The following is a 21,430-nucleotide window of genomic DNA, read 5'->3' on the forward strand; positions in this document are numbered from 1 at the left end:
ATGGGTATGGAGAGGTTTTTATTCAGTAAAAAGTATATTCCGTTCACCTATAAGATGATGATACCGTACCTCATTCTAGTATTGCTGACAGATGTATTGGTGGGTTATATAGCTTATACGATGCTCGTAGAGTCCAGAACGGAAATGGCGGAAACGAATGTGCGGACAGCTTTGAAGCAGACGAGGAACAATATCGAATATCAGACAGATGAAATCAAACGAATGACTAACTCGCTGTTTCTCAATACGAATTTCCAGAATGCTCTGCAGTTTAGGGGAGATGCATTGGAAAACATGCTCAAAATGAGGGATGACATCGTTCCTTATATGAAAGCCCCTCTGCAATTGTATGGGAACAATCTGAGACTTGTGCTTTATACCGCGAATGAGACGATGCTTGAAATCCCCGGTGATGATATGTCTGTACCTATCGGTAGAAGCGATTATTATATTCTTTCTGATCAGGTTATTGAAAATAAGGAATGGTTCAAGTCGATCGTTGCCAATAACAAAGACAGCTTGTGGCTTCAGGCGGACAGCGACAGTGAACTAAGCAATATTTCGTATTTCCGCAAGCTGGTTTCTTCCAAGGGAGGCCCGTCGATTATTGGTTATATTCGCGTCACGGCGAGAATTGACGAGCTTTTTGGCAATTTCGATACTTTTCCAATTGAACAGGGCATAGACCTTCGCCTAGTGGATAGGGTTAGTGGATTAACGCTTTATGAACAAGGTATTGTCGATGAACATGCGAAGCAAGATGCTTATCTGATCATTAGTGAAGATATTCCGTTGTCTGACTATGCTATCGAGGTACGGGTGCCGCGTGCATACTTAAATAAAGATGCTAGCCGAATGCAGAAGGTGATCACCACTGTTTGTTTAATCAGCTTTTTAGTCATGGCGGTGATCGGCTTCCTCGTTGCCCGCATATCAGGCAAAAAAATTAAGCGAATCGTATATTTGGTCCGGTCGTTTCAGGAAGGGAATTTTTATAAAAGAATTGGGTTTGCCGGGAACGATGAATTTGTCTACATTGCTAATAGTTTTAATCAGATGGCGACTAGCATCCAGGACTTAATCCAGAACGTCTATGAGCAAGGTATTCAGAAAAAGCAAGCAGAACTGGATGTGCTTCAAGCTCAGATCAGTCCGCACTTTTTGTACAATACATTGTCGACCATTGGCAGCTTGGCCAATTTGGGCGAAGTTGAGAAGGTTACACAGATGGTACAAGGTCTTTCTAAATTCTATCGCCTCACCTTGAATGAAGGACATGTCTATATCTCTCTTGAAAAAGAGCTGGAGCAGGTAAGGATGTACCTTGAAATTCAGAGGGTAAAGTATGCCGATGCTTTTGAGGTTTATTATGATATTGATCCTGATATTTTACAGGTTCCCATCATCAAGCTGATTTTGCAGCCATTTGTAGAAAATATATTCAAGCATGCTTGGTTTGGGGAGACGATTGCGATCCGGATTACCGGAAAACGGCTGGGTGAACGCATCGAGCTTAAGGTCATCGATAACGGAATTGGTATGCGGGCGGACACACTGCGAAATATGCGTTCGAGCTCATTCCATTCGAGCAGCTATGGACTGAGAAACGTGGAGGAACGAATCAAGCTGAGATACGGCAATGATTTCGGCATTCATATCGGCAGTTACTTTGGGGCAGGAACGACCGTTCAAATTATCTTACCGGTGGATAATGCGGAAATCCGGGAAGTTATGGGGGAGTAAATAGTATGGCGATGGAGATCAACGTTCTGCTGGTGGATGATGAAGTGATCGATTTGGAATGGCTGAGACGGCGGGTGGCGGGCAGTGATCATTTGCCTTTGCATAGCGTGAGAACGGCAACGAGCGGTTTTTCCGCTTTAAAAATGATGGAGCAGCACCGCGTTGATATCATTCTCTCCGATATCCGCATGCCGATTATGTCAGGTGTGGAATTTGCCCGGAAAGCGAAGGAGATTAACCCTGAGGTCCATCTGCTTTTTATTAGCGGACATCAGGATTTCAACTATGCCAAAGAGGCGATTCAATTAAATGCCTCCGGTTATTTGCTTAAACCCGTCGATGATGACGAGTTGAATAAGACGCTGACTGAACTCTGCGCCAAGATTGAGAAGGAGAGGAAGCAGCATATTTCCTTGTCGGAAACACTGACGCTTGTGAATCAGGAGCTGCTGCTGCGCTGGTTTAACGAGACTGCCCCGGGGCAGGTCGAGACGCACATTCACAACGTTCTCACGTTATACTTACAAGGCGCGTCGGCGGTCGCCATCGTCGAGATCGACGATATGGCACGGAAAATCCAAACTTGGACGGAAGAAGAGCGGAGTTTATGGAGCAGCACCGCCAATCAGTTTATCCGGAAGTTCGCGCAAGATCAAAATTTAGGCATGGTCATCACAACCTATGACTATCATTTTGTGATCCTAGCTGCGGTTCAGGAACAATATTTTACCGCTTTGATGGAAGAGCTCATTCGGTCATTCTATCAGGAGTTCTCCTGTTCAATTACGATTGGAAGAGGGATGTACACAACAGAACTGGGTAAGCTGCATGATTCCTATCGGCAAGCTCAGGCTGCTTTAAGTATTAAATGGATTGTTGGGAAAAACAGAATCATCCAAGATGCTTCGGAATGGAGCCCGAAGGAAAAAATCGCCTCAGATTTAGAGGTTATTGTGGACCGGATGCTTAAAGCGATGCTCGACTACGACCTTACCACCATTGATGATTGTTTGCTGAAGCTGTTTGCCGGGGACAGTCCGCTCTCCCAGAAAAACGACATCTACGATATCATTATTCGAATTACCTCCAAGCTTCATGCCGATCTGCAGCAAATGAACGAGCATCTATACGAGATTTTAAATTGGGATTCGCATCATCCCTTTGTGCTGTTTCAGTTCGAAACGGTGCATGATATTCTCTCGTGGCTGAGAAGAAGGTTCTTTGAGTTGTCGGAGCTGCTTTATTTGAAACGGCAAAGACAAAAGCGGAAGTTAATTGATGAAATCACGGAATATGTGAAAGAAAGATTAGATCAAAAAATAACGCTGAACGAAGTGGCCGCCCACTTCGATTTTACGCCTAACTATCTGGGTCATTTGTTCAAGGTTGAAACCAACAGTTTATTCAGCGATTTTTTAAGTGAATTACGGATGAAACGGGTATGCGAGCTGCTCGAAGATCCGACTAAGAAAGTGTATGAGATTGCGGAACAAGCCGGATATAAAAATATTATTTATTTTAACAGACAGTTCAAGCAATACATGGGCATGTCGCCCGGCGAGTACCGGAAGAAAAATAAAATCTAACAAAACAGCGGTGAAATGAAAACCCGGCGATGATTTTTCTGTTATTGGAGAATCGCTGCCGGGTGTTTTTGGTTTATCCGCTAACCTTTTTTTGTCGAATCGTTGAATTAGTATTATGTTTAGTTGTTTCGCTGAATTATCTAAGCGTCTTCGCCCTTTTATAATGAGAGATATAGAGAAGAGAGGGGTGCAAAGATGAAAGGGCATACATTTTGGAGCGATTTGAAAAATTACAGGGTTCTCTTGCTGATGCTGGCTCCGGCGGTTGCTTTTTTCCTTCTGTTTGCCTACGTCCCGATGGCGGGTATTATTATTGCCTTCAAGCATTACGATTACGCGGGCGGTATTTTTGGAAGTGCCTGGAACGGACTCGACAACTTCCGCTTTTTCTTTGAATCAGGCGATGCTTGGCGGGTAACACGAAATACAGCACTATATAACATTGCGTTTATCGTCGTCAATAACAGTTTGCAAATTTTTGCAGCGATTATGTTGTTTGAGGTCGGTGGTAAATGGTTCCGCAAAATCACACAATCGGCGTTGTTCCTGCCTTACTTTATCTCATGGGTCGTTGTCGGAGCGATTGCTTATAACCTGCTCAATTATGATATTGGCACCGTGAATGCTTTGCTCAGAGGTATCGGACTCCAGCCTGTCGATATTTATAATACACCTTCCTATTGGCCGTATATCCTGGTTATAGTTTCTGCATGGAAAAGTCTCGGATACGGAACGGTAATGTACTTGGCTGCGATTACGGGGATAGATACAGAAATGTATGAAGCGGCCGAAATTGATGGGGCTAATATTTTTCAGCGAATTATGAAAGTAACCATTCCAAATTTGTATCCGACGATTATTATTCTGGTGCTGCTGGCGGTCGGAAATATTTTCCGTGGTGATTTCGGGATGTTCTATAATATGATCGGCAACAACGGCTTGCTGTTCTCCTCGACAGACGTTATCGACACTTTCGTATTTAGGTCACTGATTACTTCGAATGATATCGGCATGTCAGCTGCAGCTGGTGTTTTCCAGTCCGTTCTTGGCTTTGCGACGATCATGTCAGTGAACTATGCTGTCCGTAAATACGACAAAGACCGCGCTCTGTTCTAATCGTATCAGGAGTTAAGTCTTTCATAATGGAGGTAACGATATGAAGCAGCTCGATCGTAAAATATTTTCAGGTATTGGTTATGTGTCCCTGATTTTTCTCTCAGTTTTATGTATTTTCCCTTTTATACTTGTCGTATCTTCATCCTTTACGGAAGAAACCAAAATCCTAACGGATGGTTATCAATTTATACCGACGGCCTTCTCAACCGAGGCCTACAGCATTTTGTTTAAGTATCCCGAACAGATGATTCAAGCCTATATAGTGACAATAGGGGTTACTATACTCGGCACGGTGCTTGGCTTGTTTCTGACTTCGATGACTGCTTATGCGCTATCCCGAAAAGATTTTAAGTGGCGCAATAAATTTTCATTTTTCTTTTTCTTTACGACTTTGTTCAGCGGCGGTTTAGTTCCGTGGTATCTGCTTATGGTCAACTACCTGCATATGAAGGATACGCTGATGGCCTTAGTGGTTCCGATGATGCTCAATGTCTTTTATATCATTGTTATGAAGTCTTTTATGGGCAGCATTCCGGAAGCGATTGTAGAATCAGCAAAAATTGACGGCGCAGGCGACTTTAAGATCTATGCTCGTCTAATCCTGCCGCTGTCCAAGCCGGCGTTAGCTACCATTGGATTGTTTCTAGCGCTAGCCTACTGGAATGACTGGTACAATGCATTGCTGTTTGTATCGAATGAAAACTTGATGCCGCTTCAATATTATTTGTATAAAATGCTAGGCAATATGGATGGCATGCGCAAAGCGATGATGGGTGCAGGGGCAGTCGTAACGACATCGATCCCAACCGAGAGTTTGAAAATGGCGATGACAGTTGTGGCCACTGGCCCGATTTTGCTGGCTTATCCATTCGTGCAGAGGTATTTTGTCCAAGGTTTGACGATTGGTGCTGTGAAAGGATGAACCCGGGGACACTCGGTTTATCAATATAATTAAACACAAGGGGGAAGGCTTGAGATGCTGAAGAGAAATAGATTGATAATGCTAGCGCTCGTTTTAACCTTCGTAATGATTCTAAGTGCATGTGGTGGTGGAAACAACAATGCTAATACTTCTGCACAGGCTACAAATAATGCGTCAGAGGGGGGAAGCGACACTACGAACACCTCAGAACCTGCAACTACCTCAGACACCCTTGATACCTCAAAAGAAGTGAAGCTGAAAATGATTTTTGTTGGCCCTAAACCGATAGACTATGATAGCGTTTTTGCTGAGATTAATAAAAAGCTGAAAGAAAAAATTAATGCTACTGTAGAGGGCGAGTTCCTGGATTGGTCGGACTGGGCGCAAAAATATCCGTTGAAGCTGGCAGCAAATGAAGATTTTGACCTCATCTATTCGGCAAACTGGGCTGGCTACAATGACCAGGCGTTGAAAGGCGGATTCCTGGAATTGACTGATGAGCTGCTTACCAAATATATGCCGCAGACTTTAGCAGCCATGTCTGATGTGAGCTGGGATCAGGCTAAAGTAAACGGCAAACTGTACATGGTTCCACAAAACAGAGGGGAATCCGTTGAAAAACTGATTTTGTACCGTGAGGATTTGCGTAAGAAATACAATCTTCCTGAGATCAACAGCCCAGAAGCGTATGCCACTTACTTGAAAACCATAGCGCAAAACGAAAAAGGAATTACACCGTTCACTCCGGAAACAGGAGACTGGAAATTTCATAATTTGGACCGTGTATTGCTGAAGCAGCAAAACGAATGGAATATGTTTGATCTCGACCTTCCGTTTGCTTTCAAATTGACGGATGAAAAAGGGCAAGTATTTAACGTATATGAAACCCAAGAGTTTAAAGATCTACTCGTATATTACAAAGATCTTGCTGATAACAATGCATGGTCGAAAAACGTCCTTAACAGTAAAAATGATCATCAGGCCGATTTTAAAGCAGGCAAAACAGCATCGATTACACACAACAACGGAACACTTGGAGCACTTATGGCTTTGATGCGCCAAGAGAATTCCCCTTATGAAGTAGCTTTGGCTGACATCAACCAAGGCAAGAAGAAATCAGTGGCAATTTCAACACAAAACGGTACTTCGATCCACGCTACTTCCAGAAATGTGGAACGCTCCTTGATGTTCCTCGATCTGATGCAAAATGATAAAGAACTGCACGACCTGATGATGTACGGCCTTAGCGGTGTACATTACGAAGCGGTTGGCGATGACAAATATAAAGCACTTGAAAAGAATCCGAACTTTATGGGCTTCTCTAACTGGAACTTCAACTCGCCACTTAACCGTGACAATGAAGCATTCCCGCAAGAAGCAAACGATCTGGCTAAAGGCTGGGAAGCAAATGTCTATCACTACGCGCTTGAAACCTTTGTATTCGATAACAGCAAAGTGAAAACGGAAATTGCCAACATTGGTAACGTAATGCTCCGTTATGCGATTCCGCTCGAATACGGCGTAATTAAAGATATCGATAAAGGTCTTGAAGATCTGAACAAGCAACTGAAGTCCGCTGGCATTGATAAAATCCAAACCGAACTGCAAACTCAAATTGATGCTTTTTTGGCAAACAAATAAGATAAGGAATAAGGGAGACCTAACAGTCATCAAATGGCTGTTAGGTCTCCCTGTTTAATTGAACTCATCCGCGGGTGAAGTCGCTATCGGACACAGCGGACCCCACAGTCGCTATCAGCCTAAAACATGCCTAGAATGAAGCTCAGGATAAAGAATAGCTGCACTGGAGTCCGAAAGTCTGCTTTAAAGGCTGAAAATCAGTAAACTCAGGAGAACGGATACTCTTTGTGAAAAGGAATAAAAAAGAAGAACCAGCATGAGCTGCCGGTTCTTCTTAATATATAATTTGCGCACAACGAAATAACGTGATAATATGAGAAGATCACTGTTAATACGTGTATTTTAGACAGATTTACTACATCTTATTTATACATTAATAATACCATGCGGATTAGCAGTTTGTCAAATTTGTATTTTTGCTTCTTGATAACAACCTTGAAAAGGAGCGTGTTAGTAAAAATGTTAAACGAAAAAGATTGGCAGGGAGAACAGAAACGGCTAGATTTGGTCACGGAAGAATTGCAATCAAAGATTGGCGAGCTGGAACCGGAAGTGACAGGATTACGTGAACAGGTGACGGACATCCGCAAGCAGTTTTGGGAGGAAGTTACGGTCAATACGAGCACACATGAGGATTTCGAGGAGACCTTTTACAGTATAAAACAGCAGGAAGCATTGTTGTCTGAGCGGGAGCGTAGCCACCGCCAACGGATGCAGCGTTATAAGAACATGAAACGGCTGCTGCCGTCACCCTATTTTGGACGAATGGACTTTCAAGAAGATGGATTGAACTCTAATGAGCAAATCTATATCGGGGTGGCGTCTTTCATCGATGCAGAAGGTGTCAACTTTCTGGTATATGACTGGCGGACACCTATTGCAAGTATGTATTATGACCATTCGCCAGGCGCCGCCTCTTACGATACACCCGGAGGACAAATTTCGGGGACAATGATGCTGAAGCGGCAATACCAGATCCGTCAGGGTCAGCTTCAGAACGTGTTCGATACGAGCTTAACGATCGGTGATGAATTACTTCAGCAGGTGCTTGGTAAGGGTGCGGATTCACAAATGAAGAGCATCGTGGCGACTATTCAGAAGGAACAGAACGCTATTATCCGCAACGACAGTAGCCATATGCTAATTGTGCAGGGGGCGGCGGGCAGCGGAAAAACATCCGCAGCGCTGCAACGGGTAGCCTATTTACTATATAAACACCGTGATAGGCTCAAGGCAGATCAGATTGTTCTTTTTTCGCCTAATCCGATGTTTAACAGTTATGTATCTACGGTGCTTCCCGAGCTTGGCGAGGAGAATATGCAGCAAACAACCTTTCAGGAGTATGTTGATTATTGGCTCGGATCTACGGTTCGTTTAGAGGACCCGTTCGAGCAGATTGAATTTGTACTGACGTCCAAAGCTTCTCCAGAGTATGAAGCGCGCCTAACTGGAATGCAGTATAAAGCTTCAGAAGCTTTTCTGCATGCTCTGCAAAACTATGCGTTGTGGTTAGGGAAGGAAGGGATGTTGTTTCATAGTATCCGTTTTCGGGATCGCGAGTTGATTACTGCGGAGCAGATGAAATCACAATTTTACAGCTATGATAGCTCCATTCGTTTGGCTAATCGCATCGTTTTATTGCGTGAATGGCTACTGCGTCAGTTGGCTTCGCTGGAGCGTCAGGAACAGGAGGCATTCTGGGTTCAAGATGAGCTTGATTACCTCGATACCGATCAGTATGCCGAAGCTTACAGTGAGATACTTAAGAAATATCGGCGGGAAGAAGCCGTCTTTGATTTTACGACTCAGTATCTTGAGAACTATGGGGATTTTCCTAATCAGGATCAAGGGGAAGAGAATGTTTTTGACTTTGGTCTGCAGGAAGAAGAACTGCTGCGCCGCATGATTGTGAAGGAGCACTTTAAACCGCTGAGACGGGATACCAAACGGCTTAAGTTCATAGATACGATTGGGTTATACAATCAGTTATATAGCGACGATGTCATTTATCGAAGAATGACGAACGAGACTGAGGTACCTGCTCAGTGGCTGGAAATTTGTAAGCAAACGAAGGAAAAGCTGAGCCGCGATGAACTCTTTTGCGAGGATGCGACTCCATTCCTGTATTTAAAAGAACTTGTCGAGGGGACTCGTATGAACACAGAGGTGCGGCATCTGTTTATCGATGAAGGCCAGGATTATTCGCCGTTCCAATACGCGTTTCTCAAACAGCTGTTTCCCCGCGCGCGCATGACTGTGCTCGGCGATTTCGGCCAAGCGATTTTCCCGCAAGCAACGAATTTGCACGAGGTGGATTCGCCTTTGATCCGGCTTTATGGGGAAGATGAAACGAGCCTGATCCGTCTAATTCGAAGTTATCGATCAACTCGTCAGATTGTGGAGTTTACGAAGGCGTTGCTGCCTAAGGAGGAGATCGTACCTTTTGAAAGAGAGGGTGAGAAGCCGTTCCTAGTGAAGGCGAGTAGCGACGTAGAGCGGGCGATAAGAATTAAAGAGGATCTCGCGGCGCTGATGGCTGAAGGGCTCGACTCTATTGCCGTTATTACCAAGACTGCAGCTGAAAGCCGTGCGGCCTATGAAGAATTAAAGAAACAAGGATGCGAAGCTCTGCGGCTTATTACGAAGGAGACGCTCACTTTTGAGAAGGGCATTTTAGTAATTCCCGCTTATCTCGCAAAAGGGGTTGAATTCGACGCCGTACTGATTTATGATGCTTCCACACAGACGTATGATCGGGAAAGCGAACGCAAGCTTTTTTATACAGCCTGTACGCGTGCGATGCATCGGCTTCTGCTGTACACAACGGGTGATTGGTCACACTTTATTCAGCGGTTAGAGGTATCTTTATATGAGGTCGTGCAATGAGATTGGAGAGATAAATGAAAAGCATATTGTATAAGTATATGAGTAAATTTACATCTCTTAACGAAATGGAACAGCAGGATATTGTTGAAGGTATTCCTATTGAGGAATACAAGAAGGGAACGGTACTCCTTAGACAAGGAGACGTTCCCTCAAAATGTTTTTTTGTGTTAAAGGGATGTGTGAGGCAGTCCTCGGTAGATGAATCGGGCAAAGAAGTCACATCTAATTTTTATACGGAAGAGCAAGCGGTTTCGATTTTTAATCGGCATCAAGAGAGTAGACCCTCAGCGTACACCTTAACCTGCCTAGAAGACAGCATATTGGTGGTTGGTGATCTTAATGCGGAACAGGATATGCTCCATAAACACGCTCAGCTGGAAACCATGATACGCAAAATGGTAGAGGAAAACCTGGGTGAGGTTCAGGATGAGTTGACTTCCTTTATTGCTTCCAATCCTGAAGAACGTTACAAAGCCTTGTTACAAAAAAGACCTCATTTACTTACCCGTGTCCCCCAACATCAACTAGCCAGTTATTTGGGGATTACGCCAGAGTCATTAAGTAGAATTAAGAAGCGGGTTCATTCCGGTGATGAATAGCAAAATCGTTATACACTTTTGGGGATTTTTCCACCTCTAAGCAGTAGCCATATCCCAAAGCCTAGTTCTCCTACAATCATAGGAATAGTAAAAATAAAATTAAGTGTTGTAATGACTGCCTCATATTGTGGGAGAAACATTTTGCTTAGATGAATGATAATATAGCCTATTGAAGCAAGCAGCAGCAGGATGCTGATTACTTTAGGAATGACATCGGATTTTAAAGCCACATAGCCCACTATTAACAAATGCCCGCCAAAAACGATTAACCCCATAGACCAAATGAATTGAAATGCATCCAGAAATAACATCATAAATGCTTGAGTTTGTTCGATTGTTAATGTGGAAAAGCCATTTGTGTTTCCCGTGAGCAGCAGCACAAATATCAAGGTTAAGATAGAGATTGCCAATATAGCGGAATAGGTTAAACGGAGCCATGCGCCGAGTAATGAAAGATTTTGGTTGACGGGTTCTAGAAACACATAAAACGCCCAGGCGACCAGAATGTCAGCAATCATAATGATGATCCAGCCCAAGATTTCCCCTTTGAAAAGGTTGTTGGAAGATACGATGTTAATAAATGTGGCACTGGCATCGCCTTGCACAACAAGAGTCCCATGGACAAAGCCATATGAAAAAAATGAAGCAATGGTCATGATGATCAGTGATATTCCAGCTGTTAAAGCGGACTTGCGCTGATTCGACAGGTCTTTTTCTGAGATAGCCATAAGATAGCCTCCTAAAGGACTTTTATTTCATTGTAATTAGGAGTACTATGCCGGGCATTGACTTAAATCAAGACTCTGAATCAATCAAGCGAAGTAAGTATCATTGTTATCGCGTTATCAACAAAGGATCGCTCCGGGCGGGATTTCAAGAGTACAGTAAGCCCTATTAGCGATACGATTAGTGCTTGTGCCAAGGCCTTCGCATTTACACCACCCTTAAGCTCACCTGATTGTATACCGCGTTCAATAGTTTCTTGAAATATGACCGATAGATACATTTGATGTTCTCTTGTAAGGATCTCGAATTTCTCATCATGAGGTGCCAGCTCGACCATTGTATTGATGCAAAAACATCCTCGGTTCACACTGCCTGAATACTCCTCCGCCACCACATCTTCAAAAAAACTACGAAAGGCTTTTTTCACGGATGGATTGCTTTGAAGTTGGGCTCGGACACGAGAAGCATGGGACATCGTATATTTACGTAGCGCAGCTTCGAACAATTCTTTTTTGTCTCCAAAAGCTGAGTATATACTGGGGCGTTGGATGCCCATTCTGGAAGTTAAATCACTTAATGAGGTAGCCTCATATCCCTTCTCCCAAAATAGCTCCATAGCTGATTCTAATACTTTTTCTTCGTCAAATTCGCGGGTTCGAGCCATTGTTAACACCCCTCGTTATATTTGATTTCAATAATTGATTACCGAACAGTATTTTATAATACTAGAACTAGTCGTCTAAATTGTCAAATCAAAGTCGGTAGCATCAAATATTTATGTTGACATCATTTGTTTTGTGAGATAAATTTACTGAGCACAATAACATACTGATCGGTATGGAATTTGTTTGCGATTTAAATTTAACAGAGAAAGGGTGTGTCCAAAATGCAAGGGACTAAAGAGAAGCTTTCGTCACAAGAGACGCATACGCCATCTGATTCTATTCATGCTTCCTCGATGCCTCGTTATATGACACTTTTGTTTGCCGTTGTCTGCGGGATGTCGGTTGCAAACATCTACTTTGCACAACCGTTGCTCGATCATTTATCGAGAGAATTTGGTATTGATTATTCAACCATTGGTATTCTTATTACTATCACGCAGATTTTTTATGCAGTGGGGCTGTTACTGCTCGTGCCACTAGGAGATTTACTGAATCAGCGCCGCCTGATTATCGGCCAGATGTTATTATCTGTGATGGCTTTGATTATCGTGGGTACTGCCTCTTCCAGCACGGTACTATTCGTAGGTATGGCCTCAGTGGGACTACTCGCTGTTGTAACACAGACGCTTGTTGCGTTCGCGGCGACAATGGCTGCCCCTGCCGAACGCGGGCGAGTCGTAGGCATGGTCACAAGTGGAATTGTGATTGGAATACTTCTTGCGCGATCCATTTCAGGAATACTTACAGATCTTGCAGGTTGGCGTTCCGTATACCTTGTTTCTGCTGCTTCAATGCTTTGTATGGTGTGTACATTATTTAGGGTGTTGCCAAATGTGGAACGTGAGGTAAAAACACTGTCATACGCTCAGCTGCTTAGTTCAGTGTTTATGTTGTTTGTGCAAGAGAGAGTATTGCGTATCCGCGCTATTCTGGCTTTGTTGATTTTTACTGCTTTCAGTATTCTGTGGACTTCTGTGGTCTTGCCTCTTAGTGCTCCGCCGTTATCACTTTCACATACTGCAATTGGGGCATTTGGTCTGGCGGGAATTGTGGGAGCATTAGCTGCTGCGCGGGCGGGAAAGCTAGCTGATCAGGGTCATGGACAGAGAACGACAGGCATAGCATTACTTCTATTGTTGATATCATGGTGGTTTATCAGTTTTACGGAGCAGTCGCTGTTGGCATTGGTCATTGGTATTGTTCTGCTTGATTTGGCTGTGCAGGCGGTGCATGTCACCAATCAAAGTATAATACTTACCTTGCGCATGGAGGCACGTAGTCGGCTCACCGCAGGGTATATGGTTTTTTACTCCATTGGAAGTGCTACCGGATCGATTGCTTCCACTCAAATATATTCTCACTATGGCTGGAACGGGGTATGTTGGCTTGGAGCTTCTGTTAGTGCTGTGGCTTTTTTATTTTGGGCTGTAACCTTGCGTGCTACGAATGCCGCGTTGCAACGGCGCCCTGCTTGGAAATAATCGGGGCAAGTCAATAAGGGTGGAGGTTCCGGTTTCCGGGCATGTTATTTAAAACAGGTTTGGGAGGGGATAAGGATGTCTAGAAGAAACAGGAAATATGCAGTGCCGGGAGCCAGCCGCGGAATGCAAATTTTTAAAGCGGAAGTGATGCGCCGCGAGGGGTATGACGTAGATCCGGAGCGGCCTGATGATGTGAAATACGAAGTTGCAAAAGAACTGGGTGTCCCTTTGGAGCACGGTCAAAATGGTCATTTGAGCACAGAATCGGTGGGCCAGATCGGCGGTAAAATTGGTGGATCGATGGTCCGCGAAATGATTCGTCTCGCACAGCAGCAATTGGTGGACCAGGAAAGGCAGTAGCATTTTTCTAATATATGTTGCTGAGATCGCGGGAGGCGGTTTTTGTCCTATATTGTATGGGACTGAGACCGTCCTTTCGGTGTTTGCGTTATTTTATATTTGTATAGTAAAAAAATTCCTGAAATTCCCTAAAACAACCTGATTCATGGTAGAATTTTACCGATGTTCCACGGTATAGTGGAGAAGGATATATCATCATTCAAGTCTGTAGTGGGAGAGGAATTATCAGATGAATCAGAGATATCGCAAACGCAACACGGCTGCTTTTACGGGGGCATCGTATTTTGCATTGGGGGCAGGACTTTTTCTATTCTGTTTGGGAGTGTACAACGACACTTGGGAGCTAAACGTAAAAGGGTATTATTTGCTCTGTATGGTGTTAATTACGATTTCCTGTATCGTTGTGCAAAAGGTGGTCAGGGACAATACAGAGGATAAAGAATTTCGTTTGGATAACCCTAAACACAGGATGAGAAACACAGGGGCCTTCACAATTATGGCTTTTGTGGGTTTGATTATCGGGTATGCGATGTTTTTTATTGGCCTTTACAATGCTCCATTTGAATTAAATGTAAAGGGGTATTACATAGCTGTTATTCTCTTGATTTCTTATAGCGCTATTGGCGTTCAGAAAGTGACGCGGGATAACGCGGAAGATAACGAGATTCTTGCCGAGCAAGAGGCGAGACGGGACATCCAAGGATAAAGAGGGATATAGCCAGCTTTCTCGCTGCCAACAGCAAGCTGCTTCAACTTTACTTACCATCATAAATTGTAAACAGGAGCTTCGTGTATTAACGGAGCTTCTTTTTATTTTTTTGAATAGCAGCAATAATCTTGCCGATCTAAATATTATGAGGACTATTTGTTAGAACAACATCCTTAGTTTGGATTGTTTTTTACTATACGGTTCTCTATACTCTTCATAATACTTGAAGTAGGAGTGGATAATGGATGATCCGTCTGAAGGATATAGGGAAGTTCCAGGAACTGCCGCAAATGGCCATGCATATTTACAATGGAAACATTCCGGAATTAGAGGCTGCCATTAGAGCAGGCTGGGATATTGAAGAGGGCATCGTCCTTAGCCAATATACTACGTTAACCCCGTTAGATTTGGCGCTTATATCAGAGAGAATGGATGTCATAAAGCTGCTGGTACAGCACGGTGTAAATCTGAATGTGAAGAATAATCCGGCTTTTTTGCTCGCGGTTCGCTATTGCAAAGAAGATATCGTCCGCTATATTGCAGCACAAGGGGCTAAACTGGACAAGCTTAATCAGGTCAAGTCAGGTGCATATTCGCAGGCCTACTATGGCAACAAAAACAATATCCCGCTCATACATGAGCTAGGATTAGATATTAAGCAGCATGGTGGGGGTGTATTACGCAAAGCGGTGTCAGATCATGACCTTAAGACCGTTACTTATTTACTGGATCATGGGGTGGACATTAATTACAACAAATCCGATATGGTCTATCCTTATCAAGCGACTCCGTTAACAGTTGCCACAAGAATGGGTAATCAAGCGATGGTACAATTTTTGATTGAACGTGGCGCAGACGTTACCTTGGCAGAAAAAGATGGCGATCGCCCGTACACCATTGCAGTGAGTAATAAGAATACAGCTTTGGCTGACTATTTGAAATCGTTAGAGCCGGCTGAATTTCATGATATCGAGAACAAGAAGTTTGAGCTGAGAAAATATAAATTGTCTGATGAATTGGTTAGCTTTCTTACTGGAAAAAATCTGCGTCTTGAGCTAACACAAAATGAATATGAAATTAGATATATCGACTTTTTCACATTAACTGATACCATTGAAATGAAAATCGGCCGGCAAAAGCTGCTCCGTCTGTCAGCCGATATAGATAATTACTCTGATCTGCTGCTTATGTGGAATCCGAAGAAAAAAGGCCTGATCGGCTGTTACGACGTGGAACATCAGACGTACGCGGATTTATGTAGTTTTGCAGAATTTCTCACGCAGCCGGAGATATACCTTATTAATTTTCTTGAAGGAACATAGTTGTTAATATCTCTTGATCTGCCTATTTCTTTTGCAGGAATCATTCTATTCGTCGTTGAATATATCCCGGTAACCGTATTACGTATTCAAAATACGTAGCCACAGGAGGAGAACAACATTGAAATCGATTACCGTTCAAAGCCTTACGGAAACGTTTAAGCTGGAAGTGCTTGCGGGTGCTAGCTGCATGGACCGTGAGATTACTCGCTCAAAGACACATAGACCTGGCCTGGAGTTCGTGGGTTACTTCGATTTTTTCCCCATGAAGCGAGTACAAGTATTGGGCCGCAAAGAAATCAATTATCTGCTAAAGCTAAGCGTTGAGCAACGCAAGTTACATATTGGCAATATTGTTAAGTATCATCCCCCATGCTTTATTGTGACGACGGGTCAGCAGGAGATTCCTTATTTGACTTTATTCTGCGACCAAGAAGGTATACCACTACTTCGAACGGAAGAGACGACGTCAGAGTTCATCGCAAAGATTGATACTTATCTGGTGAAGGCGCTGGCGCCTGAACTTTCAATTCATGGAGTGTGTGTGAACGTGTCCGGCATAGGGGTCCTATTGAGGGGCAAGTCCGGGATCGGAAAAAGCGAAACCGCACACACGCTCATTAGGAGAGGCCACCGGTTTGTGGCCGATGATGTAGTTGTGCTTAAGAAGCTGGGACCGGCGACGCTTCTCGGCACGCATAATGAAACGACCCGTGAATTCCTAGCGCTGCGCAGTATTGGTCTGATCAACGTTGTACGGCAGTACGGGCGTAGAGCTTTTCAGGAAGAGACACGAATTGTACTCGACATCGAGTTGTCACCATGGCGGGAGAATTCCTTGAATAATGAGCTCGAAATCGAACCCCAGTTCACAGACTATCTTGGCGTGCAAATTCCGCATATTGAAATTCAGCTTCAGCCTGGCCGTGACGTGGCTGGCCTGATCGAGGCGGCTGCGAACAATTGGTACCTTAAGCAGCTTGGCTATAGTGCCGCTGAAGAGTTCCTGCAGAGGATCGAAAACGGGATGCAGTCGTAAAGGCAAGATAGAAGGCAGCAATTATAGTTACCCATAAATAAATGGTTTTCTGTATACGAAAAACAGGCCGCAGATAAACGCTGCGGTCTGTTTTTCACAGCAAAAAGGGAAGTTGTCTTTTGATTGATATGGCTAGGACATGCGTTATTGGCTGGGCATAGGTTAGAAATGGTATAATTTCTAATAGGTATTTTGAGTGATCGTTAATAGGAGGTATTAATGATGAGTGATGAGTTATTGGCAAAATTGGATGAATGGCATGAGGAAGATGAATTTCAAGAAATCGTGGATGCAATCGCGGAAATTCCTGAAGAGGAAAGAGATTATGTTCTAACTAGTCATTTGGGCAGGGCGCTTAATAATCTCGGTCAATATGAAGAGGCTTTAGAGCAGTATTTGAGCATTGAAGAAGAGGGTGAAGGTGACCCGCTCTGGCATTACCGTATCGGGGTTTCTTATTATTATCTGAAAAGATATGACGAAGCTTTAAAAGCGTTTACGATTGCCGATCAGCTGGAGCCTGATGATGAAGACACATTGGAGTTTCTGGGCTGGATCAAACGTAAATTGGCTAAAAAAGCTGCGAAAAAGCCTGTAAACAAACCTGCAAAGAAGCCTGTAATAGCGTTGGATACCACTAATTTCTGGGATGACAGCGAGTATGCGTTCTCAGAATATATCTCTGATCCGCCTTCAGATGCGTTGATTACTTCAGTACAAGAAGAGCTGGTTTTCAAGCTGCCTGCTTCCTATGTGGATATGATGAAGTTACATAATGGGGGAATTCCTCATAACAATCGTTATCCGATTCCGGGAACAGGAGAATTTATTACGATTTCTGGTATCCTCGGAATTGGACGAGATAAGAATAAGTCGCTGTGTGGAGCTTCAGGCAGCCGGACTGTGATTGAAAATGGACGTTATCCTGAAGTTGGCGTGGTGATTTGTGATTGTCCTTCTGAGAATGAAGTGGTGATGCTGGATTACCGCGAATTCGGGAATGATGGCGAACCTGAGGTTATTCATGTAGATCGGGATAACAAATACAAAATCACACGTTTGGCTGATAATTTTGAGACCTTTATCAGCGGACTGGTGAAATAGTCTATTTCGCTGGCTAAGAATACTTATAATCAAATCAAGGCATTCCTTAAGAGGAGTGCCTATTTCTATTAGGTGATTATAAGGGGAGCGTCTTTCGGACTCAGCTGACCTTAAATGCAGCTTTTTCGCATATTTGAAATGCCAACGGACCGCATAGCAGCTATTGGCATAAAAAACACCCAATATGAACCCGATTCATAGGAATAGCGTCGCTGGAGTCCGAAACTACGCACAAAAGGCTAAAAATATGCCAATAACGTCATCTGGGTCCGAAAGCCTCAGTGGACGAATACGATTCGGCGATTTAGCTGAAGGTGGGGCTGATTCGAAGTCGTTGGGTTTTACTAGCCAATAATCGGTCTTGAGTCAGCTAACCAACGACCCAAAACACAGAGCAGCGGTGCCCCCATTAATGGGGAACCGCTGCTCTGCTGTCTTTTTCTCGGATCATTGCTGGGTGCTAAACACCTTAGATTGCAGGATATCGAGGGCATGGTTAATCTCGGCTAATTCCTCTGGGGGAACCTCTTTAATCCGGTTCAGAAAACGTTCACCGATCCGTTCAAAAGCCTCGTTCATCATCGCTTGTCCAGCATCAGACAACCGAATCATTTGCTTACGCCGGTCCTCGGCGACATCAAGCTTCTCACACAGGTTTTTTTCTGTTAATTTCTTGAGCTCACGGCTGGTATTCGGCATAGAGATATTCTTACAATCGCTGATTTGGCTGAGGGTAACAGGCTGGCTAACCGCAATATATTCCAGAATACTATATTGAACGGGCGTAATGCCTTCCGGTCTAACATCTTTGGTAAAGTCAAATGTTACTTCATGGACTGCTGTCGTAAAGGTAACAATTTTCTGAAAAAACGCTTGTTTGTCCATAAGGATCACCTCTTATTGTAAATCTTAACAAAATAATTATCATAATACAATTATCATTTGACAACTAAATAACGGTTGTGATACCATTTTGTTATCAAATGATAATTAAAGAGGTGGAGCAATGAACGTTTTAGTCATCTATACACATCCGAATCATAAAAGTTTAAGTTATGCTTTTTTCAATAAAGTCATTCAGGGAAGTAATGAGAATCAAAAGATCACGAAGATAGAGGTCCTTGATCTTTACGAAGAGCAATTTGATCCTGTGCTGGTCTTTAATGAAAATAAACGTAGAAGAGACATGCATATTGATCCCAAGCTCGAGAAGTATCGGGAGCAGATTCGTCAGGCCGATAAAATTGTGTTTGTGTATCCAATCTGGTGGGGACGTCCCCCCGCGATGTTGCTCGGTTATATTGACCAAATGTTTGCTTCTAATTTCGCTTACAGAGAAAAGGGTGGCCTCATCCCCGAAGGGCTGCTGAAAGGAAAGTCAGTGGTTTGCATTTCCAGCATGAAGGGGCCGACCCTCTATCCTTTATATTGGTTGAATAATTCCCATAAAGTGCTGATGAGAAAAGCATTATTTCAATATTGTGGCATCAAGAAAGTGAAGTTTTTCGAATTTGGGAATATGGAGAGTCCGAAAGGGAAACATGATAAGAAGTTAAATCAGGTGTACCAATATTTTAAAGCTGTGGCTAATTAATACCTCGAAAATATCTGCTCTATGATTATTCAAGATAACACTGGAAGTGGATGTCTCAAGCGATCCCATAGTTGGATGGTTCAAAACAACGGTGGGATCAAACCAAATGTTTTCCACGATATAAATACGCGCATACATTGTAGTCATACATTTCTTCCACCGGCTGCTTTTTTTATTCAGCCTCCTTATTTACTATTAATTGTGAAAGCCTTAATTATATACAACTCGTATGTGATTAAATATAATTAATGTAAAAAAAGCCTATATTATTCTAAAGCAGCTTGTGAGCTCAGATGAAGATCGAGAAATAGCTCTCACACCGGTGTGAGGTATGGTGTTGCTGGCTAATTTTTTTTGTTGGCTTTTGAAATAAGGGCTGTTATATTTGAAAATACTATGTAACTTAAGGTTCAGCAACTGGGTATCGACACAATGGAGAGGCGGATTTACATGCAACAAATGTTAGACAGTATGATTAGCGCAACTAATGACTTTCTTTGGTCGAAAATTTTGGTGGTTCTGCTTATTGTTTGTGGAATTTATTTCACCATTCGATCGAAGTTTGTTCAGTTTGGCATGTTTAAAGAAATGTTTAGGGTCCTTAAAGAGTCCAATGAAAGGTCAAAAGATTCCATTTCGTCGTTTCAGGCTTTCTGTATCAGTATGGCAGCAAGGGTTGGGACAGGGAATATTACAGGGATCGCAATTGCTATCGCAATAGGTGGACCAGGAGCTGTTTTTTGGATGTGGGTCATAGCTATTATTGGATCAGCGTCCGGATTTATTGAAAGTACTCTGGCACAGGTGTATAAAGTGAAGGACAAGACTGGATTTCGTGGTGGTCCCGCCTATTATATGGAGCAAGGCCTGAAAAAACGCTGGATGGGCGCGGTATTTGCGGTTTTGATCACGTTATCCTTTGGTCTTGTATTTAATGCAGTTCAATCCAATACGATTACAGTGGCCTTTGAGAATTCATTTGGCACTAATCGGGTGATTCTTGGACTTGTAGTCGCTGCTGCTTTTGCGGCTGTTATCTTTGGTGGGGTTAAACGTATTGCTAGAATGTCCGAATATATTGTAGTGGTAATGGCAGGGATCTATATTGGGGCCGCTGTTATTATTATGTTAATTAATATTACGGAAATACCGGCGATTCTGGCGCTTATTGTGAAAAGTGCTTTTGGATTTGAACAAATCGCGGGGGGATCTTTTGGGGCAGTCATTCTGCAAGGGGTGAAAAGAGGACTATTCTCCAACGAAGCGGGGATGGGTAGTGCTCCAAATGCTGCGGCAACTGCAACAACTAGTCATCCGGTGAAACAAGGGCTGATGCAAGCGCTGGGTGTACTTACAGACACGTTACTTATTTGTTCGAGTACTGCCTTTATTATCTTGTTATCTGATGCGTATAAACAGCCAGGGCTGGATGGAATTAAGCTGACACAAGCGGCATTAAGCGAACATATTGGTTCGTGGGCCTCTGGATCCCTAGCGATCATGATTTTGTTGTTTGCTTTCAGTACGTTAATCGGAAATTATTATTATGGTGAGACCAATATAGAATTCTTGAACTCCAATAAAAAAGTATTACTATTCTATAGATACAGCGTCTTGGCGATGATTATTTTTGGCTCCGTAGCTAAGGTTCAATTGGTATGGGATTTGGCTGATTTATTTATGGGCTTCATGGTCATCGTGAATTTGATCGCTATTCTTCTATTATCTAAGGTGGCCTTTGCCGCCCTGCAGGATTATAAGCGCCAGAAGCGTGCAGGCAAGGACCCTGTCTTTTATAAAGATAGCATAGAGGGTTTGGAGAACGTGGAATGTTGGGACAATTCTTCAGATATAAAAACATAGTAGGGTAAGTATTTGAGGGCTCAGGAAACTGAGCCCTTTTTGGTATAAAGGGGTAGTTAGAAAAACGAGCCTTTAGA

General features: G+C 43.2%; 17 protein-coding genes and 2 pseudogenes. 16 read left to right on the forward strand and 3 right to left on the reverse strand.

Annotated elements, in window-relative coordinates:
* Nucleotides 1-6 precede the first annotated feature (6 nt).
* From MKY63_RS11090 to MKY63_RS11120, 7 genes are all read left to right on the forward strand, one after another.
* Nucleotides 7-1,743 (forward strand): sensor histidine kinase, encoded by a 1,737-nt coding sequence (locus MKY63_RS11090; protein ID WP_038573863.1) that lies wholly within the window; start codon nt 7-9, stop codon nt 1,741-1,743.
* 5 nt (nt 1,744-1,748) lie between these two features.
* Entirely contained in the window at nt 1,749-3,329 is a 1,581-nt protein-coding gene (locus tag MKY63_RS11095) for a response regulator (protein ID WP_305953523.1), read from the forward strand.
* 195 nt (nt 3,330-3,524) lie between these two features.
* Nucleotides 3,525-4,445 (forward strand): ABC transporter permease subunit, encoded by a 921-nt coding sequence (locus MKY63_RS11100; RefSeq protein ID WP_036682339.1) that lies wholly within the window; start codon nt 3,525-3,527, stop codon nt 4,443-4,445.
* A gap of 40 nt (nt 4,446-4,485) precedes the next feature.
* The gene (locus tag MKY63_RS11105) at nt 4,486-5,367 is read left to right on the forward strand and encodes a carbohydrate ABC transporter permease (protein WP_036682338.1); all 882 of its coding nucleotides are present in this window, start codon (nt 4,486-4,488) and stop codon (nt 5,365-5,367) included.
* 54 nt (nt 5,368-5,421) lie between these two features.
* Nucleotides 5,422-7,008: an ABC transporter substrate-binding protein gene (locus MKY63_RS11110; protein ID WP_036682336.1), complete on the forward strand. Its 1,587-nt coding sequence runs from the start codon at nt 5,422-5,424 to the stop codon at nt 7,006-7,008.
* A 459-nt stretch (nt 7,009-7,467) separates the two neighbouring features.
* On the forward strand, nt 7,468-9,894 hold the full coding sequence (helD, locus tag MKY63_RS11115; RefSeq protein WP_076140596.1) for an RNA polymerase recycling motor HelD: 2,427 nt from the start codon (nt 7,468-7,470) through the stop codon (nt 9,892-9,894).
* 14 nt (nt 9,895-9,908) lie between these two features.
* Nucleotides 9,909-10,493, forward strand: a complete 585-nt coding sequence (locus tag MKY63_RS11120; RefSeq protein ID WP_036682333.1) for a Crp/Fnr family transcriptional regulator — start codon at nt 9,909-9,911, stop codon at nt 10,491-10,493.
* A gap of 8 nt (nt 10,494-10,501) precedes the next feature.
* Here the strand turns inward: MKY63_RS11120 and MKY63_RS11125 are convergent, their stop codons facing one another.
* Complete coding sequence (locus MKY63_RS11125) at nt 10,502-11,221, reverse strand: DUF4386 domain-containing protein (protein WP_339812866.1); 720 nt, start codon at nt 11,219-11,221, stop codon at nt 10,502-10,504.
* A gap of 80 nt (nt 11,222-11,301) precedes the next feature.
* Nucleotides 11,302-11,883 (reverse strand): TetR/AcrR family transcriptional regulator, encoded by a 582-nt coding sequence (locus tag MKY63_RS11130; protein ID WP_036682330.1) that lies wholly within the window; start codon nt 11,881-11,883, stop codon nt 11,302-11,304.
* A 294-nt stretch (nt 11,884-12,177) separates the two neighbouring features.
* On the opposite strand from MKY63_RS11130, the gene MKY63_RS11135 reads away from it, so the two are divergent.
* The 7 genes and pseudogenes from MKY63_RS11135 (at nt 12,178) to MKY63_RS11165 (ending at nt 17,896) form a co-directional block, all read left to right on the forward strand.
* Nucleotides 12,178-13,365 (forward strand): MFS transporter, encoded by a 1,188-nt coding sequence (locus tag MKY63_RS11135; protein ID WP_339813495.1) that lies wholly within the window; start codon nt 12,178-12,180, stop codon nt 13,363-13,365.
* Nucleotides 13,366-13,440: 75 nt separating this feature from the next.
* Nucleotides 13,441-13,725 carry an alpha/beta-type small acid-soluble spore protein gene (locus MKY63_RS11140; protein ID WP_036682328.1) on the forward strand — a complete coding sequence of 95 codons (285 nt, stop codon included), beginning with the start codon at nt 13,441-13,443 and terminating at the stop codon, nt 13,723-13,725.
* 229 nt (nt 13,726-13,954) lie between these two features.
* A pseudogene (locus MKY63_RS11145) lies at nt 13,955-14,167 on the forward strand (YiaA/YiaB family inner membrane protein); the annotation flags it as partial.
* Nucleotides 14,168-14,272: 105 nt separating this feature from the next.
* A pseudogene (locus MKY63_RS11150) lies at nt 14,273-14,431 on the forward strand (YiaA/YiaB family inner membrane protein); the annotation flags it as partial.
* Nucleotides 14,432-14,679: 248 nt separating this feature from the next.
* Nucleotides 14,680-15,756 (forward strand): ankyrin repeat domain-containing protein, encoded by a 1,077-nt coding sequence (locus MKY63_RS11155; RefSeq protein WP_076143906.1) that lies wholly within the window; start codon nt 14,680-14,682, stop codon nt 15,754-15,756.
* Nucleotides 15,757-15,874: 118 nt separating this feature from the next.
* Nucleotides 15,875-16,792: an HPr(Ser) kinase/phosphatase gene (gene hprK / locus MKY63_RS11160; RefSeq protein WP_076140599.1), complete on the forward strand. Its 918-nt coding sequence runs from the start codon at nt 15,875-15,877 to the stop codon at nt 16,790-16,792.
* Between the two features lie 222 nt (nt 16,793-17,014).
* Nucleotides 17,015-17,896, forward strand: coding sequence for an SMI1/KNR4 family protein (locus MKY63_RS11165; protein ID WP_076143904.1), 882 nt, complete (start codon nt 17,015-17,017; stop codon nt 17,894-17,896).
* 447 nt (nt 17,897-18,343) lie between these two features.
* On the opposite strand, the gene MKY63_RS11170 is transcribed toward MKY63_RS11165, so the two are convergent.
* A complete protein-coding gene (locus MKY63_RS11170; protein ID WP_076105115.1) occupies nt 18,344-18,781 on the reverse strand; it encodes a MarR family transcriptional regulator in 438 nt (145 codons plus the stop codon).
* 121 nt (nt 18,782-18,902) lie between these two features.
* Between MKY63_RS11170 and MKY63_RS11175 the strand changes: the two genes are divergently transcribed.
* Nucleotides 18,903-19,490 carry an NAD(P)H-dependent oxidoreductase gene (locus MKY63_RS11175; protein ID WP_036682318.1) on the forward strand — a complete coding sequence of 196 codons (588 nt, stop codon included), beginning with the start codon at nt 18,903-18,905 and terminating at the stop codon, nt 19,488-19,490.
* Nucleotides 19,491-19,940: 450 nt separating this feature from the next.
* A complete protein-coding gene (locus MKY63_RS11180; protein ID WP_036682317.1) occupies nt 19,941-21,353 on the forward strand; it encodes an alanine/glycine:cation symporter family protein in 1,413 nt (470 codons plus the stop codon).
* Nucleotides 21,354-21,430 lie beyond the last annotated feature (77 nt).

It is taken from the genome of Paenibacillus sp. FSL R7-0189 (genome assembly GCF_037969925.1).
GTDB lineage: Bacteria > Bacillota > Bacilli > Paenibacillales > Paenibacillaceae > Paenibacillus_AQ > Paenibacillus_AQ odorifer.

Coding starts and splice junctions, on each gene's coding strand:
- MKY63_RS11090 (WP_038573863.1), top strand. CDS start 7: ATGGAGAGGTTTTTATTCAGTAAAAAGTATATTCCGTTCACCTATAAG.
- MKY63_RS11095 (WP_305953523.1), top strand. CDS start 1,749: ATGGCGATGGAGATCAACGTTCTGCTGGTGGATGATGAAGTGATCGAT.
- MKY63_RS11100 (WP_036682339.1), top strand. CDS start 3,525: ATGAAAGGGCATACATTTTGGAGCGATTTGAAAAATTACAGGGTTCTC.
- MKY63_RS11105 (WP_036682338.1), top strand. CDS start 4,486: ATGAAGCAGCTCGATCGTAAAATATTTTCAGGTATTGGTTATGTGTCC.
- MKY63_RS11110 (WP_036682336.1), top strand. CDS start 5,422: ATGCTGAAGAGAAATAGATTGATAATGCTAGCGCTCGTTTTAACCTTC.
- helD (WP_076140596.1), top strand. CDS start 7,468: ATGTTAAACGAAAAAGATTGGCAGGGAGAACAGAAACGGCTAGATTTG.
- MKY63_RS11120 (WP_036682333.1), top strand. CDS start 9,909: ATGAAAAGCATATTGTATAAGTATATGAGTAAATTTACATCTCTTAAC.
- MKY63_RS11125 (WP_339812866.1), bottom strand. CDS start 11,221: ATGGCTATCTCAGAAAAAGACCTGTCGAATCAGCGCAAGTCCGCTTTA.
- MKY63_RS11130 (WP_036682330.1), bottom strand. CDS start 11,883: ATGGCTCGAACCCGCGAATTTGACGAAGAAAAAGTATTAGAATCAGCT.
- MKY63_RS11135 (WP_339813495.1), top strand. CDS start 12,178: ATGCCTCGTTATATGACACTTTTGTTTGCCGTTGTCTGCGGGATGTCG.
- MKY63_RS11140 (WP_036682328.1), top strand. CDS start 13,441: ATGTCTAGAAGAAACAGGAAATATGCAGTGCCGGGAGCCAGCCGCGGA.
- MKY63_RS11155 (WP_076143906.1), top strand. CDS start 14,680: ATGATCCGTCTGAAGGATATAGGGAAGTTCCAGGAACTGCCGCAAATG.
- MKY63_RS11165 (WP_076143904.1), top strand. CDS start 17,015: ATGAGTGATGAGTTATTGGCAAAATTGGATGAATGGCATGAGGAAGAT.
- MKY63_RS11170 (WP_076105115.1), bottom strand. CDS start 18,781: ATGGACAAACAAGCGTTTTTTCAGAAAATTGTTACCTTTACGACAGCA.
- MKY63_RS11175 (WP_036682318.1), top strand. CDS start 18,903: ATGAACGTTTTAGTCATCTATACACATCCGAATCATAAAAGTTTAAGT.
- MKY63_RS11180 (WP_036682317.1), top strand. CDS start 19,941: ATGCAACAAATGTTAGACAGTATGATTAGCGCAACTAATGACTTTCTT.